Annotated in this window: 11 protein-coding genes and 2 pseudogenes; 4 read left to right on the top strand and 9 right to left on the bottom strand. The window is 70.2% G+C overall.

The window, feature by feature from the left end; genetic code table 11:
- The first annotated feature begins 215 nt into the window (after nt 1-215).
- A complete protein-coding gene (locus tag LHJ74_RS02165; RefSeq protein WP_260215940.1) occupies nt 216-1,808 on the top strand; it encodes an ABC-F family ATP-binding cassette domain-containing protein in 1,593 nt (530 codons plus the stop codon).
- 136 nt (nt 1,809-1,944) lie between these two features.
- Here the strand turns inward: LHJ74_RS02165 and LHJ74_RS02160 are convergent, their stop codons facing one another.
- Nucleotides 1,945-2,118 (bottom strand): hypothetical protein, encoded by a 174-nt coding sequence (locus tag LHJ74_RS02160; RefSeq protein WP_260215674.1) that lies wholly within the window; start codon nt 2,116-2,118, stop codon nt 1,945-1,947.
- On the opposite strand from LHJ74_RS02160, the gene LHJ74_RS02155 reads away from it, so the two are divergent.
- Nucleotides 2,110-2,409, top strand: a complete 300-nt coding sequence (locus tag LHJ74_RS02155; protein WP_260215673.1) for a hypothetical protein — start codon at nt 2,110-2,112, stop codon at nt 2,407-2,409. The genes LHJ74_RS02160 and LHJ74_RS02155 overlap by 9 nt on opposite strands.
- 153 nt (nt 2,410-2,562) lie before the next feature.
- Here LHJ74_RS02155 and LHJ74_RS02150 read toward each other — a convergent pair whose 3' ends face one another.
- The 8 genes and pseudogenes from LHJ74_RS02150 to LHJ74_RS02115 form a co-directional block, all read right to left on the bottom strand.
- Entirely contained in the window at nt 2,563-3,888 is a 1,326-nt protein-coding gene (locus LHJ74_RS02150; protein ID WP_260215672.1) for an SPFH domain-containing protein, read from the bottom strand.
- On the bottom strand, nt 3,885-5,594 hold the full coding sequence (locus tag LHJ74_RS02145) for an SPFH domain-containing protein (protein WP_260215671.1): 1,710 nt from the start codon (nt 5,592-5,594) through the stop codon (nt 3,885-3,887). The genes LHJ74_RS02150 and LHJ74_RS02145 overlap by 4 nt, the downstream gene beginning before the upstream one ends.
- Before the next feature lie 1,197 nt (nt 5,595-6,791).
- A complete protein-coding gene (locus tag LHJ74_RS02140; protein WP_260215670.1) occupies nt 6,792-7,772 on the bottom strand; it encodes a threonine ammonia-lyase in 981 nt (326 codons plus the stop codon).
- Between the two features lie 47 nt (nt 7,773-7,819).
- Nucleotides 7,820-8,174, bottom strand: a pseudogene (locus tag LHJ74_RS02135) (transposase); the annotation flags it as partial.
- A 57-nt stretch (nt 8,175-8,231) separates the two neighbouring features.
- Nucleotides 8,232-8,495: pseudogene (locus tag LHJ74_RS02130) on the bottom strand (class I SAM-dependent methyltransferase); the annotation flags it as partial.
- Nucleotides 8,496-8,563: 68 nt separating this feature from the next.
- Complete coding sequence (locus LHJ74_RS02125; protein ID WP_260215669.1) at nt 8,564-9,157, bottom strand: cytochrome P450; 594 nt, start codon at nt 9,155-9,157, stop codon at nt 8,564-8,566.
- Between the two features lie 21 nt (nt 9,158-9,178).
- Nucleotides 9,179-9,340, bottom strand: a complete 162-nt coding sequence (locus tag LHJ74_RS02120) for a hypothetical protein (protein ID WP_260215970.1) — start codon at nt 9,338-9,340, stop codon at nt 9,179-9,181.
- Between the two features lie 74 nt (nt 9,341-9,414).
- Nucleotides 9,415-13,188 carry a CHAT domain-containing protein gene (locus LHJ74_RS02115; protein ID WP_260215668.1) on the bottom strand — a complete coding sequence of 1,258 codons (3,774 nt, stop codon included), beginning with the start codon at nt 13,186-13,188 and terminating at the stop codon, nt 9,415-9,417.
- Between the two features lie 81 nt (nt 13,189-13,269).
- Between LHJ74_RS02115 and LHJ74_RS02110 the strand changes: the two genes are divergently transcribed.
- Nucleotides 13,270-13,665: a hypothetical protein gene (locus LHJ74_RS02110; RefSeq protein WP_260215667.1), complete on the top strand. Its 396-nt coding sequence runs from the start codon at nt 13,270-13,272 to the stop codon at nt 13,663-13,665.
- A gap of 10 nt (nt 13,666-13,675) precedes the next feature.
- Nucleotides 13,676-14,599, top strand: coding sequence for a hypothetical protein (locus LHJ74_RS02105; RefSeq protein WP_260215665.1), 924 nt, complete (start codon nt 13,676-13,678; stop codon nt 14,597-14,599).
- The last annotated feature ends 789 nt before the right edge of the window (nt 14,600-15,388 follow it).

The following is a 15,388-nucleotide window of genomic DNA, read 5'->3' as shown; positions in this document are numbered from 1 at the left end:
TGCGGGTGGTGTTCAGGTTGACGAGACGGACCGTATCGTCTAACTTCTTGTTCGTCGGCTGGCAGTTGGTGCTCCTTCTGCTTGCCGCGCGATCCTGTTCGCCCAGCAAAGGACTGCTCTTGCACCGTGCTTCCGTCGACACCACCGTCACTGCTTCTCCTCTCACGACGTCTCAGATCGCTCTTGCCGAGGTGACCAAGCACTACGGCGACCGCATGGTGCTGGACCGCGTGTCTCTCACTGTCCGGCCGGGCGAAAAGGTCGGGATCGTCGGGGACAACGGCTCCGGGAAGTCCACGCTCCTGCGGCTGCTAGCAGGACAGGAGCCTGTCGACAACGGCAGCCTGACCGTCATAGCACCGGGTGGGATCGGCCACCTTCGCCAGACTCTCGATCTGCCCCGTTCGGCGCGCGTGGGCGATGCCGTGGATCACGTACTGGGCGAACTGCGCGCCCTGGAGCACCGTATTCGTGTCGCCGAGGCCACACTGGGCACGGCTGGCACTGCTGAGTTCGAGCGCTACGCCGCACTGGTGGCCGAGTTCGATGCGCGGGGCGGGCACGGATCGGATCGCCGGGTCGAGGTGAGCCTGCGCCGGCTCGGCGAGCACGTGCCGCTGGACCGGGAGCGTGTGCTGAGCACCCTCTCCGGAGGGCAGCGCTCCCGGCTCGCGCTCGCCGCGACCCTGGCCTTGGCCCCCGAACTGCTGCTGCTCGACGAGCCGACCAACGATCTGGACGACGAGGCCGTGGCCTGGCTCGAAGGACATCTGCGCCGTCATCGGGGCACGGTCATCGTGGCCACGCACGATCGGGCGTTCCTGGAACGCGTCACCGACACCATCCTGGAAGTGGACCACGATCAGCGCACGGTACGGCGCTACGGCAATGGATACGCAGGTTTTCTCGCCGCCAAGGCGGCGGCCCGGGCCCGGTGGGTGTGGGAACACGAGCAGTGGTGCAATGAGGTCGCCCGGCAGGAACACCTTGCCGACTCCGGTATCGGGCTGCTGGCCGAGATCCCCCGCAAGGGGCCGTGGGCGTTCAGCGGCGCCGGCGCTTTTCGAGCGCGCTCGCGGGCACACGGTGCACAAAGCCGCATCCGGAACGCACGCGAGCGGTTGCAACGGCTCACGGAGCACCCCGTGCCGCCACCTCCGCAGCCACTGCGGTTCACAGGCCGCGTCGAAGGCACGCCGACCGCCGAGGAAACATCAACAGCAGCGCACCTGGAAGGCGTCCTGGTCAAAGGGCAGTTGTACGTTCCGTCCCTGAAACTCGCCCCTGGTGACCGACTCCTCGTCACCGGCGCCAACGGTGTCGGCAAAAGCACCCTTCTCCAGCTGCTGGCAGGGGAGCTGACGCCTGACGCCGGTATCGTGCGCCGACCGCGCCGGGTTGGATTCCTACGTCAGCAAAGCGCGCCCGACGACGCCTTCGATGCCCGAACGCTGCTCGCGGCATTCGCAGCGGACAGGGCGGGGCAGCCCGACGAGCACGCCGACGCACTCCTTGCGCTCGGCCTGTTCCGCGCCGCCGACCTCGCTGTTCCCGTACGGAACCTGTCCGTCGGGCAGCGCCGCAAGCTCGAACTGGCCCGGCTCGTGACGGCCGGCCCACTCGATCTGCTACTGCTCGACGAGCCGACGAACCACTTGTCCCCCGCCTTGGTGGAAGAGATCGAGGCAGCCCTGGCCCGCTACACCGGCACGCTGGTCGTGGTGACGCACGACCGGCTCCTGCGCGAACGCTTCCACGGGCCCCGCCTGGAACTACCCATGGCCGCCGAGAAGACGCACCAGAACTGACAGCCTTGACCCGCCCAACCGTCCGCGCCGAATGGCCGCTCGAGGGCGGGACGTACGCGACCTGCCAGGAGTTCGCCGACATGGGAGGGATCCTGGCGACGAGCGGCTTCATCCCGGCCGACGGCTCTTTCCCGGCTCACCTCCTCCCGGTCCGTCCTTGATCCGCCGGAGACGCCGTAGGGGTCAGCGACAGCCACGCCCGGCCGTCGTCGAGGGAGGCGAGGAAGGAGGCGAGCCGGTCGGGGGTGCAGTCGATGGCGCGGTAGCCCCAGTCCAGGCCGAGCGCCACATAGGCGGCGCGGTGCAGCACCGTGCCGACGCCCGTGCCCAGGGCGTCTACCAGGGGGTGTACGCCGCCGGATTCTCCGCCGTCACCATGGCGGCGCCGACGCTGATCACGTTCACCGCGATCGAGCACGGCACGGCCGGCCGTTTCCCGAACGAATACGCCCTTGCCAACAGCATCCAGCATCCGCTGAACGTCTACGTCCGCGAGGCCGACCTCGTCGACCCGCTGGACACCTGGCTGGCGAGCGCCTTCGCGCCGGTGCAGGTCGAGCACTCCCGCACCATGTTGGCGACGTGCCCTGACCGAGTGTGACCGAAAGCTTACTGAGTGGGATCGTCCGGGGATGCTCCGTCCAGGGGCGAGCCCGAGAGAACGGCAACGGCGGCTCCCGGCTCCCGGCTCCCGGCTCCGAGGAGAGCTTGGAGCCGGGAGCCGCCGGGGTGAGCGTGGCGGGTGACGCTTGCGTCAGGCGTCGTCGTCCCCGTCCGGCTGCCCGTCCTCGAAGTACTGCGTCGGAGCCGCGGGCAGCGCCGTCATCCGCGGCAGCAGCTGCGCGGCGAGCAGTGTAGAGAGCGCCGAGGTGTCACCGCTGCCGCCGTCGGTGCGTACGACCACCGGCTGCGGTGCCTTCGACGCCAGCTCCGCGCCCACTTCGAGGCGGCGGCGGGCCAGCTCGTACTGAAGCACCGCGCGGTTGTCGCGGTAGGCCTTGGCCAGGGCGCGCTGGGCGCGGGCCTCGTTCTCGGCGGAGATCAGGCCGCTGCGACCGCGGGTCTCGATCTCGAAACGGACCCGTTGGGCGTTGGTCTCCTGCTCCTCCAGCAGCTGGGCAACCTGTTCGCGGGCGTTGTTGAGCGCGGCCTTCACCTCGACGATGCGCGCGTCGCGCACCTTCTTGGCCCGCTCGATGTCCATGCCGAGGCTGTCGATACGGCGCTTGCGGGTCAGCCCCCACTCCTGCTCGTACGCCGTGCGCTCCTTGGCGACCCGCTCCCTGGTCGCCAGGTGCTGCTGATACTGCGTCGGCAGCTGGACGTCCGGGATGTTGGAGCCGGTGATGCGCACGCCGTAGCGCTCCAGCTGCCGGTTGAGCAGCTCCTGCATGTCGGCCACGTCCGAGCCGCGCAGGTCGTACGCCCGCTCGGTGCGCATCTGGCGGGCGCGCTGGCGGATGGCGTCCTGGACGGCGCTGGACAGGACCAGGTCGAAGTTGCCCGCGCCGATCGTGCGAACGAACCGGACCGCGTCCGTGATGCGGAACTTCAGGAAGAACTCGATCGACCGCAGCGGGACGTTCTCCTGCGTGGGGCAGGCCATCACGGGGGCGGAGTACGGGATCTCGGTGGCCGTGTCGACCACGAAGTCCACCTTCGACCAGGGGTGCCAGAGGTAGTGGCGGCCGGCGTCCAGGGTGCGGGTGACCGCGCCGTAGCGGGTCAGGACACCGTTGGTGCCCTGCTCGATCTCGACGATCGAGGAGCGCCACCACCACAGTGCGCCGATGATCAGGAGCAGGCCGCCGGCCGCGTAGGCGAGCCCGGCGAGTGTGCCGTAGGCGAGGTCCGCCGCGCCGTCGGAGTCCGCCTCGCGCAGCGACAGCATCATGCCCATGAGCAGCGCGAACAGGCCGAGCCACAGGGGCAGCATCCACCAAAGCCTGCGCCGGTGGCGGGGGATGATGACCGGGATCAGCGTGCCGGCCTCGCCGCCGCGCAGCAGCTGGGCGATGTCGCTCCAGGGCGCGACCGCCTCGGAGATGACCGACCTGCGGTTCATACGTGCGGTACTCACTGACCGCCCTCCTCGGAGAAGTCGGGAATCTCGGACGCCTTCGCCTGCTCGGCGGTCTCTTGGCCGGTCGAAGTGCCCGTCGGTGCTCCGCTCTCGGCCGCCGGCACGGTGGGCCGCTCGGCCTGGAGCAGCACCACGATCTCTTCCTCACGCCCGGCGATACGGTCGCCGATCGCGGCGAGCTGCCCGCGCATGGCGGCCATGTCCGCCTCGCTGAACAGCTCCTCGCCGCGTTCGCCGACCATCTCCCGGGCCAGCTGCAGGAAGTCGACCCCGGCGCCGTCGCCGTCCGCCGAGCCGCCGATGCGGACGAGGCGCGGCAGATGGTCCGCGACCTGCTCAAGGGTGTCGAGGATCTGCTGCTGGTAGCGGTACTCGAGGATCTCGGGAGCCTCGGCCGCGGTGACCGCGCGGATGTCGAGGGCCTGTGCCTCCAGCAGCGCCGCGTTGGCCTTCGCCTCGGACTCGGCCTGTACGTAGCGCTGGCGGGCAAGGGCCTGGGCGCGGTTGGTCTCACGCTCCACGGCGGTGTCCATCTGGGCCTGGTACTGCGCGATGTCGGCGTGGATCGCGGAGAGCGTCTCGTGGCTGGTCGCCAGCTCCTTGCTCAGGTCGCCCTCGTCCTGCTCCTTGCGGAGCATCAGCGCGTACTCGTGGGTGTACGCCTCCTTCGCCATCCGCACCATCTCCGGGGCGGCCAGGTCCATCCGGTAGTTGCGGTCGGACGGCTCCGCATGCGTGATGTTGGCGTTGGTCAGCTCGACCGCGGGCCGGAACTGCTGGTTCAGCTGCTCAAGGAGCCGACTGGTGTCCTCGCCGACCATGTCGTAGATCCCGGCGGCCTCCTGCTCGTAGATGAGGCTGCGGATCGTCTCGCTCACCGCGTTGCTCAGCTTTTCCTCGAAGCCGCGTACCGCACCCAGTGTGTAGACGAACTCGGTCGCGTCGCTGATCCGGAACTGGATGAACAGGTCGATCGAGGCCTTCACGCCACCCTTGGTCGGCGCCTCGCGCACCGGCGCGTTGAACGGGTACTCGCGGGTGGTGTTGAGGATGTACGAGACCCGCTTCCACGGGCTGATCAGGATCACCCGGCCGGGGCCGACGACCTTCTCCAGCTTCCCGAAGCGCGTGATCAGCGCCTGGCAGCCGTCCGGGACCATCACCATCCCCTGTCGCCACCACACGAAGGCGACCGCGACCAGGGAGATGACCCAGTAGTGCAGCCCGAAGAGCGGGTTGGTCAGCGGGGAGTCGTCCACCGTCGACACGACCGCGGTGCCCACCGCGCCCAGGACGAGCAGCGACAACACCGGGAGCATGCTCAGGAACGAACGGCCCTTCGGGAGCACCATCGGGCAGATCGCATGGACCTGCTCGCCGCCTTCACGCTGCTGCTCGCTCTGGTTGAGCGCCTCGCCGGCCTCGTCGAGAGAGACGGTCTTCTGCGCCATGACCGTGGCGATGGAGCCGCCCTGTTCCCTCGCGGCCGGAAAGTCGGCGGGGTCCATGCCTTCTTCCTCCGGCGTGTACGACTCCTCGTCGGCGTCGTTCCGCCCCTGGCCGGCCTGTCCCCGGCTCTGCGGTCGGCCGGCCGGCCGACCCGTGCGCTGGCGGACTTCCTCCTCGGCCGCCTGCCGGGGATCGGCACCGGAGGCCACCGCTGAGGCCACCCTCCGTAGGCTCTGCGCCCTCACTCGTGCCATCGTTCCCCCTCTTTCCATGCTCTTCTCGTGCTCGTATTACTGGCCTGGCCCGTATTACTGGCTGGGTGCCCTGTACGCCTTGTACGCTCTCTTGATCGTGTTCCTGGTTCCAGTCATCCCACACCACAGGCGGCGGGAAAAGGACGGCTCCGCCGATCATGACCATACTAATGAATATCGTGATAGCGCTGATGGAGAAGGGCCCTGAAACCGGCCCTTGACCACTCCCGGGCCGACCCTGAAACCGCGGTGAGGCCGGTCAGCCACAGGGGCTGGCCCATGAACACGCCCTCGGATGTGCTGTCGGCGCTGGTCATGCCTTCCGTCATCCACGGGACGATGCCCGTCCACCAGCCGACGGCGGCGGCGCTGCCGTCGTAGGCGACCTGGGGGCGGCGGGGAGCGCACGGGCGGCGGGCGCCGCCTTGGTCGGCGCCACTATGATCGGGATCTTCGTGATCTGGGTACCCCCGATGATCATTCGTGCAAGGCCTCAGAATTCGTGGACTCGTACTCACGCGACGCATGCTGCAAACTTCGGGTAACTGCTCTCGTCGTCCTCCTATTCGGAGCCTCCTCTCGGCCGCTCGTCGGGCCGGTAGCTCGGTCCGTTCATGATCACCTGGTGGCTGGTGTTGATCAGCCTTGCCGTTTCAGTTGGGGCTGCTGGGCGGCTGAGTGGTGTTGTTTGAGGCCGTGTCGGCCGGTGGACATGGTGAGGGCCCGACGCGGGGTCGCGTTCTCCGAGGTCCTTGAGGCCGAGGTGACCGGGTGACGGGAAGCCAGCTGGCGGGGCGGGGCAGTGCGGCCAATCGGTGGAATGCGGCCGCGAGCTCATTCCGCCAGGGCCAGGTCACCGATATTCGAAGGTGGATGCGGCGGCCGCCCCGGGTGATCCGGGCGGCGACGTGCCAGGATCCGGGTTGGTGCGCACCGTGTCTTCCAGAGTGGAGGGAGTGGGCCGGACAGTCGCTCCGGGCTTGGAACCGCGTGTGGGAGAGGGCCCTCCGTCAGTGCGGGCTGCCCGACGCCCGCAAGGACGGAGGCCGAGAGGAGCACAAGGACGCTATGGGATCACTGACCTGACCTGAGCGACGCTTTCCTTGGACCTCCGCTCGCGCGGAGGTGCCCCGATAGACGGCGAGACGGTCATTGTGGACTGGAAGTCCTCTCCGCGCGAGCGGAGGCGAGCAATTGTCAAGACCTGTGGATGGGAGCCGCACCGACCCAGCGGTGATAGGCGTCTACGTCGACGTTGCTGCCGCACACGATGGTGACTATGTGTCGGCCAGCGAAGCGGTCACGGTCTTCGAGGATCGCCGCGATACCGAGCGCGGCCGACGGTTCGACGACGAGGCCAGCGTGGTCGAGGAGCATGCGCATACCGGCAGTGATCGACGCCTCCTGGACCAGGACGGCGTCGTCAGCGACCAGGAGGAGGTCGTCCAGGACGGCTGGGATGGGACGCCGGCCAGCGACGCCGTCAGCGATGGTGTTGGTCGAGTCGGTGGTGACGACGCGCCGTTGGCGCCACGAGTGTGTCAGCGCCGGTGCGCCCAGCGGCTGGACGCAGATCACCTCGACCTCGGGTGCCCAGGTCTTCACCACATGACCCACGCCGGTGGCCAGCGCCCCGCCGCCGAGTGCGATCAGGACGGTGTCGAACGACGGCGCGGTGTCCACCAGTTCCAGGCCGATGGTCGCCGCGCCCTCGCAGGTCTCGATGTCCAGGCTGTCTTCGACCAGCCGGATGCCGTCGTACCGCGCGACGGCCGCCGCCCGCTCGCGAGCCATCTCATGGTCGCCGTCCACCAGCTCCAGCCTGGCGTCCAATGCGCGGATGCGATCAAGCTTGGCCGCAGTCGCAAAGCGGGATGCCACGACGGTGACGTCGAGCCCCCGGTCACGACCGGACCAGGCGAGGGCCTGGCCAAGGTTGCCCGCGCTGGCGCACACCACGGCTTGCGGGCCATTCTCCGTGAGCAGGCTCGCGACTACCTCGGTGCCGCGGGCCTTGAAGCTGCGGACCGGGTTCGCCGTTTCGAGCTTGATGCTCACCGTGCACCCGAGGTCGGGCTCCAGCGCCTCGCAGCGGTACAGCGGAGTGTCGAGAAAAATCGGGTCGATTACCTGGCGGGCCGCTCGGATCCGAGCAGTGTCGAGGCGCGTCTCCTGCACGACATAGCAGTGTATAGCGCAGCCGACGCTGTTCCATAGAGTAGTTGTCAATTCCTGCTGGTCGGTGGAGGTTGATCAGGCTGCGTGAGCCTCGGGGCGCGTTCGACGAGGTGGCCGCGTTCGAAGCGGGCTCCGGCGTGGACGAGGGCAACGAGGTGGGGTGCGTTCAAGGATCGCCAGCGTGCCTGGGCGGACTCGACGAGTGTGAAGACCATCGCGAGAGCGGCGGCCGCGCTGCCTGCCCCCTTGGTGACCTTGGTCCGCAAGCGCACCATCGCGAAGGTCGATTCGATGGGATTCGTCGTCCGCAGATGGATCCAGTTCGGCGGGGAAGTCGTAGAAAGCCAGCAGCTCGTCGACGTCATCGGTGATGTTCTTGACGGCCTTGGGCCACTTCGCGCCACCTGGTCTGAGTACGCGTGGGGCTTCGTCGAGGGCCGCGTCGGAGTAGGAGACCGTGCACAGGACGAACGAGAACACCGCGGCGTCGAAGCTCTCTCCGGGCACGGCAATTTTCTCGGCACCGCCATCGACGACATGGATCGGAACGGGCGCCTGCTGCGCGGAGGCTTCTGCGAGTCGCCTCAGGTGTGGTTCGGGTTCGACGGCGAGTACGCGGGTGACGGTGGCCGGGTAGTGGGTGCAGTTCGCGCCGTCCCCCGCACCGATCTCGATGACCTCGCCGGTGAGTCCGGCGAGGAGGGTGCGGCGGTGTTCGGCCATGCCTGCTTGTTCCATGGCCTTGCTCATGCGGGGGTACAGCCGCGCGAAGACGGGGTGGGTCATGTCGATCACCAGGCCACGGCGGCGGGGTCGTGGTTGGCGGCGCCGTTGTCCAGCATTACGAGGTCCCCGGCGTGGATGGTGACGCCGCCGATGTCGAAGTCGGTGCGGGCGTAGCGGGGTATGCCTCCGCCGCCTTTGCCTGGGGCTCGCAGGATTTCTTCGACAGCATCCGGGATCCGGTCGGGGGATTCTGCCAGGGCCTGCCACTGGTCCGGGTGAGAGAGCAGCAGCAGTGCGCCGAAGCCGAGTTGGACGACGGTGGTCTCATGGCCGGCGAACAGCAGGGCCATCGCCAGCATGGCGATCTCGTCGTCGCCGACCCCGTCGGTCGCGCAGAGACGTGAGATCACGTCGTCACGACCTGCACCTTCCGTGACACCTGGACGGAACCAACGCAGCATCCCGTAGCCGTAGCTGCGGCAGGTCAGCGGGCTGGAATGCCCAAGCGCCAGATCCCGCAGAAACGCGGTGACCGGCTCGATCTCGACCCCCGCCGCATCGAACACCGCATACGGCGGAGGTGCCCGATTGACCTCCACGACGCGTCCGAGGCGGCGGATGGCCCGTCGGCCTTCCATCAACTCATCACGCACGTCCATCACTTCCTCCTTGTTCGCGGCCTACTGCGCCGTGAGCAACGAGGTGAGGATGGTGCAGTGAACGGTGCAGTCCCTCCCCGCGAGCCAGCGGGCGAGTCCGGCCCGCCGGTCGGCGGGACGGTCGGACAGGTCATGGACGACCTCGTGGCCACAGAGGTGTTCTTCGCGCTCGGCACGTCTCATGCGGACATGCCGTCTGATGCGAGCGGGGTGTCTGGGCTGGGGCTTGAGGAGCCGGATCTCCAGAAGGCGAGTCATCAGGGCCCCGCGTGTACCTGGCACGCCCACAGGCTGGGCGTCTGGGGATAGGTGTCGCGCAGGGTGCGTACGGCGCGGTGCAGGGCCTCGGCGGTGCGGGCGACGTTGAGTGTGCCGTCGCCCGTGTTCAGGGTGTCGTACACGCTGAGCGCGACTTCCGCTCCGATCACGTCGTCGACGTGCCACAGGGAGCCGACGACATGGGGGAAACCAGCCATCTGGAAGGCGCTGACGATGTGGACGGCCTCGTCGGCGAGTTCGGGGCTGGTGCGCAGGGTGTCGCAGGCGGACAGGTAGGCGAGCCGGACCGACGGCAGCCGCAGCCGGGCCAGGTCGCGGGCGGTCAGCGGGCGTTCGGTGTGATCGTGCAGGACGAGCCGGCTGCCGGAGGCGCGTTCCAGGTCGCCCAGGGCGTGGCAGGCGAAGTGGGCGTAGGCGTGGCGGGGCAGGGCCGAGACGACCGCGGAGTGTGTGGCGGAGGCGTCCGCCAGCAGTGTGGCTTGGGGGAGCAGGCGGGCCAGGTGGTCGGCCTCGCGGCGTGCGCCGGGGAGCGGGGCCTGTCCGGTGGCCTGCGCGACGCTAACGACGAGGGTTCCGGTGCCCGCCGGGCCGGCGGTGCGTCGGCGGGCGTGGTGCAGGGCGCGCAGGGTCGGCGTGTACGAGGAGATCACCCGGTCCAGGGCGCCCGGAGCGGCACCTGCGGGCGCCGCCGCGTGCAGCGGCAGCGTGCCCAGGAGGCCGCCGGGCGACCACCACACGCGGGTTGCCGCGGGGAGACGGTCGAGGGCCGGGCCGGTGACCGCCTGCCACAGCCAGGCGAGGGTTTCCCGTACGTCCTGCTGCGCGCGCTGCGACTGCTTGCGGGAGGTTCCGGGTGTCCCGATGCGGATCAGGGCGTCCTGGAAGGTCCGTCGACGTGTTGCCGTCGTCCGTGGGTCGAGGCCCGGGAGCGGAACGGCGTCGATGGAGTGCTCGGTGACGACAAGGGCGTCGCTGCCGTACGGGGAGACGTTGACCAGGACCACCGGGCCCGCCGCGGCTGTGGCGCGCAGTTCGTTTTCGTCCCAGTCCCGCATCGGACGCAGCAGGCCCAGTTCGGGGTGCTCGGCGCGGATCCGGGTGGTGAGGTCCCGCCACTCGGCGGCCAGTCGCTGCCGTACATCGGCACGGGCGTCGGCGGGGTCGGACGGTTCCTCCGTCAGGAACTCCCGGCTGTCGGTCGCCGTGTCGAGGGCCTCCCGGAGCTCCTCGAAGCGGTCGGCGAGGCCGGGGGCCCTCTCCCGGAGCCGCGTCAGATCGCTGTCGGCGTCGAAGGCGTGGGAGAGGATCACGCCCCTCGCCTGTTCGAGCAGTCCGACCGCGAGCCCGGGCCGGCCGCAGCGCACCGCGCAGGCAGCGGCGGCGGCGCCCAGCCCGACGGTACGGCTCAGCAGGAACTCCTGGTCGTCGCGGACGAGATGGCGGGGCGCGACCGAGTGCAGCAGGTCGACCGCCACGACATAGCCGTCCAGGGCGCCGCCCCAGTCACCCAGCTCCGCTCGGACCTCGCCCCAGGACCGCGCGGCGTCCAGGCGCAGGACGGGCGCGCACTGCTGCTCCAGGGCCGCTTGCCGGAACCGCTCGGCCGCTTCGACCAGATCGGCTGGGCGGCGACGGCGGCGGGGCCCCAGGTCGCGCAGGGCGCCGCCGAGGTTCGACAGGCGCTGCGTGCGTGTGGGGTGGCCGGGCGGAGTGGCCTCGACCGCCCGGCGGTACAGCGCGATCGCCTCGTCCCGGGCGGCCGACGACAGCAGGGTGCGGGGGCTCAGGAGCCGTGCGCCTGCGGCCACCGTGAGGGAACGGGGCAGGTCGGGGGAGTTGGGGGGCAGCGCCGCGATCACCGCGTCGGTCAGTTCGCGGGCCTCGCGGGCCTCGCCGATCCGCATCGTCTTCGAGAGGCGGATCATCAGGGCGACGGCCAGGTTGTGGCGGCGTCGGGGCAGCTTCGGATCGCCCTCCGGAGTGAGGGCGAGCGCCTCCCTCAAGAGCCGTACCGCCTCGTCGAGTCGGGCGACGGGGTCGGGGACACGCTCGAAGCCCGCTATGAGGCTGAGCCCGGTCGAGCTCAGCAGCGCCGCCCGGTGCGTGGGGCCCATGCCGGGCAGTTCGAAGGCCCGTCGTCGGCACTCCTGGGTCTCTCGCAGGTCGTCGCCGTCCTCGGTCAGCTGGTGCCGCAGATTCAACGCGGCACCGAGGTTGAGCAGCCGCAGTCCGAGCGACCCGTGCCCCTCCCGGGTGAGTGTCACCGACTCCCGATGAGCCAGCACGGCCTCGTTCAACTCCGACGGCTTTCCCGAGCGTTGGTAGCAGGCGATCAACACCAGGCCCAGGTCGTCGAGCGCCGCGGGACGGTCCGGGTGGCCCGGCGGCATGAGCGCCTCGGCGTACCGCAGTTGGCGTAGCGCCTCGTCCAGATCCGCCCCGTTCGCCTTCGGGTCGAGTAGGTAGCGGTTGTACAGGGCCATCGCGGGAGCGATGAGCGGAAGTTGCGGGCCGTCCGCCGCCTCCTGGGAGGCCGGGGAGCGGTCGGTGAGATCGAGCGCCGCCTCCAGATCGGCCTGGGAACCGGTCGCGACGGAGCGGGCGCGCAGAGCGTTGCCCAGCGCGTTGCGCAGGGCGGCGGTCTCTCCCGGATTCTCTGCCGCCCGCAGGGCCTCGGTGAACACGGCGACCGCCTCGTCCAGATCCGTCACGCGGCCGGTGTGGTGCGCCCTGAGGACGAGCGCCGTGCCCAGGTCGTGGCCCGCCGCCGCGGGTCCCTTCAGATGGCCGGCGACAGCCCGGCGGCACAGTTCCACCGCCTCGTCGCACTCCTCGGGCGTCGCCCCCTCCACCTGCCGCAACAGCACCAGCGCCGTGCCCAGGGCGCTGAAGCAGTGGGGCAGATGTGGGTCGCCGGGCGGCAGTTGCGCCAGTACGTCCCGCGCGATGCCCACCGCATCGTGCAGGTCTTCGGCATCGTACGAGTCCCGGTAGCGGTCCAGGAGCTGGCGGCCCAGACCGTCGAGGACGAGGGGCCGTTCGGGGGAGTCGGCCGGGATCTGCTTGAGGGCGCTGCGGACGAACCGGACCGGATCCGCGTCCGCCAGGTCCCCGAACGGCCAGGTCGCGCCCGCGAGGGTCACGATGTCGGCCACACCTCTGAGCCGGCCGGGGAAGGAGGGGTCGTACTCCGGTGTCGCGAGGACGGCGAGGCTGCCGAGCCCGATCGCGGTGGCGAGCCGGGCCTCGCGCGAGAGCGTCATGGCGGCCAGCACCACGGCCATCTCGTGGAGTCGGCGTTCGGCCTCGGAGGCGTCCGGCGGCGGGTTGTGCTGCCGCCCCTCCACGACGATCTCGAACGCGGCGAGTGACGCCGCCCACTCGTTGGGACCGTCCGCGTTCGCCGGGTCGGGGTGCGTGGCGGGATCGTTGGACGCGTAGCCCGCCGCCAACTCCGGGGGCACCAGCCCCGGGTCGGCGACCCACACCGGGTAGAGCAGTGTCCCGGACATGCACCCGTGGACGGCGCCGCCGTCCCCCGGGTCGGCCATCGCACGGGCGACGCAGAGCCAGCCGGCCGCGTGCCGGGCCTCCATGTCGGTCCTCGTGTCGCAGGTCCGTAGCAGTCCCCGGAGTTCGGCATCCGCGAAGGGACCGAAAACCGCGTCCGCGTCCACACCCCCGTCCGCCGTCTCAGCCCGGTCGAGGCGCACGCGCACCGCCTGAAGGAACCACTCCCGGTCGTACCTCACGTCTTCACTCCCCCCAGCCGTCGCCTCCGACGGCACGTCAACTCACCCTTGACTCTGCCTGATCTACGGCACACTTGGGCCATGACTGCATCTCCCGACCCTCCACAACCCGACCGCAGGGCGGCTGCGGCGCTGTGCGCGCTGCTCGGCTCGCCGGGAGACCTGCGGCAGCCCGAGGTCCGGGAGACGGCCGAGCGGGCACGGGACTTGCTGCGGTCAGGCGCGGGCGCAGACGAACTCGCCGCCTGCTTCCGTGCCCTGGACATGCTGCTGCGCCAGGCCGGGGACGCACGCGGGCTGGTCAACGAGTCCCGGGGCGGGGCAGTCCCCGGCCTCACGCCCCACATCAAGGTGGCCGTGTGCCCGGGACCGGCCCAGTGCACCCGCGTGTTGCGGGCCCGCGACCTGCTCCCTGCCCCGCACTGCGCCGTCAACGACACCCGTATGCGCAAGGGCCGACTGGGCCCCGCACAGTGACCCCGCCCCAATGAACCCTCTCCTCGCCACCCTGGGCGGCAAACTCACCGAACGCTGGCTGAACCTGCTGGTCCTCCCCGGCGCCCTCTTCCTCGCCGCCACCGCCCTCGGCACCACCCTGGGCCACCGCCACTGGAACGACATCGACCGGCTGCGCACCACCCTGGACGACCTCGCCGCCCGCCCCGTCCTCGACCGCACCGGGACCGCCGCACTCCTGGTCGCCCTCGTCCTGCTCACCGCGACCGCGGCCTCACTCGCCGCGCAGTTCCTCGGCGGCGTGATCGAGCAGTACTGGCTGCGCTTCGCCCGCGACCCGCTGTCGCACGCCCTCGTCGACCGGCGCAGGCGGAAGTGGGGGCGCCGGGAGCAGGAGCTCAATGCGGCCTATCCCGTCACGCGCACCGATGCCGAAGACGGCGACGCGGTGCCGACCCCGGCCCAGCCCTTTGCACAGATCCAGGCCCTCACCGACGCCCGCAACCGCGTAGCGCTGCGCAGACCCACCCGCCCCACCTGGTACGGCGACCGCATGCAGGCGACGGCAGACCGCGTGGAGGCCGCCTACGGCGTGGACCTCGCCGCTCTTTGGCCCCGCCTGTGGCTGATCCTCCCCGAACCCGCCGTACGCCACATCCAGTCGGCGCACGACTCCTTCAGCGCCGCCGCCCGCCTCGCCGCCTGGGCCGTGGGCTACGCCCTGCTCGCCTGCTGGTGGTGGCCGGCCGCGCTGTTCGCCGTCGGCTGCGCAGCGGTCGCACGCTCCCGCGCCCGCGACGCCCTGGACGCGCTCGCCGGGCTCATCGAGGCCGCAGTCGATGTCCACGGCCGGGAACTGGCCGAGCGGGTCGGTCTCATCGAGACGGACTCGGCGGGGCTGCTCGGCCACGAGGCGGGGGACCGAATGTCGGAGCTGTTCAGGAAGGCCGAGTGAAGGCGCGGGCGACATCCAAGGCCGCAGGCCGGGTCGTCCGGGGGCGCGGGATTGACGAGCAGCTGTGTGTGAGCGCTCTACTTGACGGGAGACGCCAAGTAGAGCGCTCATCGCAGGCTGAGTTCCTCGGTCAGGAAGCGCCTGCGGTGCCGACTGGGTGTTCGGTGAGGCGCGCGTCCGCAAGAAGCGGACCGTTACGCGCCATACCTATGTCTTCCGCGGAAGGCTCCTCTGCGGGCTGTGCAGCCGGAAGATGCAGGGGCAGAAGAGCCGCGAGGATCTCTACTACCGTTGCCGCTTCCTGGACGAGTACGCCCTGGCGAACAAGATCTGGCACCCGCGGAACGTCTACCTGCCAGAGCGGGATCTCGTCCGGCCGGTAGATGCGCGGGTCGGGCGGATCTGTGCGCCGCACCGGCTGGGTGAGACCGTGCACGCGCTGCGGGCGGCACGGGAGGATCCGTCGGAGGTCGCCGCGGTGGCGCGGGCCCGGGAGAAGATCGAGAAGTGTGACCGGAATCTCGTGCGGTACCGTGCCGCTCTCGAAGCTGGCGCAGACGCCCCTACGGTTGCCTCGTGGACCGCGGAAGCGCGGGCCGAGAAGGCCGGAGCGATGGCCTGTCTATCGGCTCGGGAGCCTTCGCCTTCCCCGCGCCTGTCGGAGGAAGAGATCCGCGGGCCGGGTTCGTCCGTCGACGACCTGCGCACGGCTCTGCGAGGGGCGGAGCCGCAGCTCAAGGCCGAGCTGTACGCAGCCCTGGGACTCCAGCTGACCTACGACCCCGGAAA

This window comes from Streptomyces gossypii, from assembly GCF_025165795.1.
Lineage (GTDB): Bacteria > Actinomycetota > Actinomycetes > Streptomycetales > Streptomycetaceae > Streptomyces > Streptomyces gossypii.
Note: the sequence above shows the minus strand (reverse complement) of the source record. Positions and strands in the feature narration are given on the sequence as shown.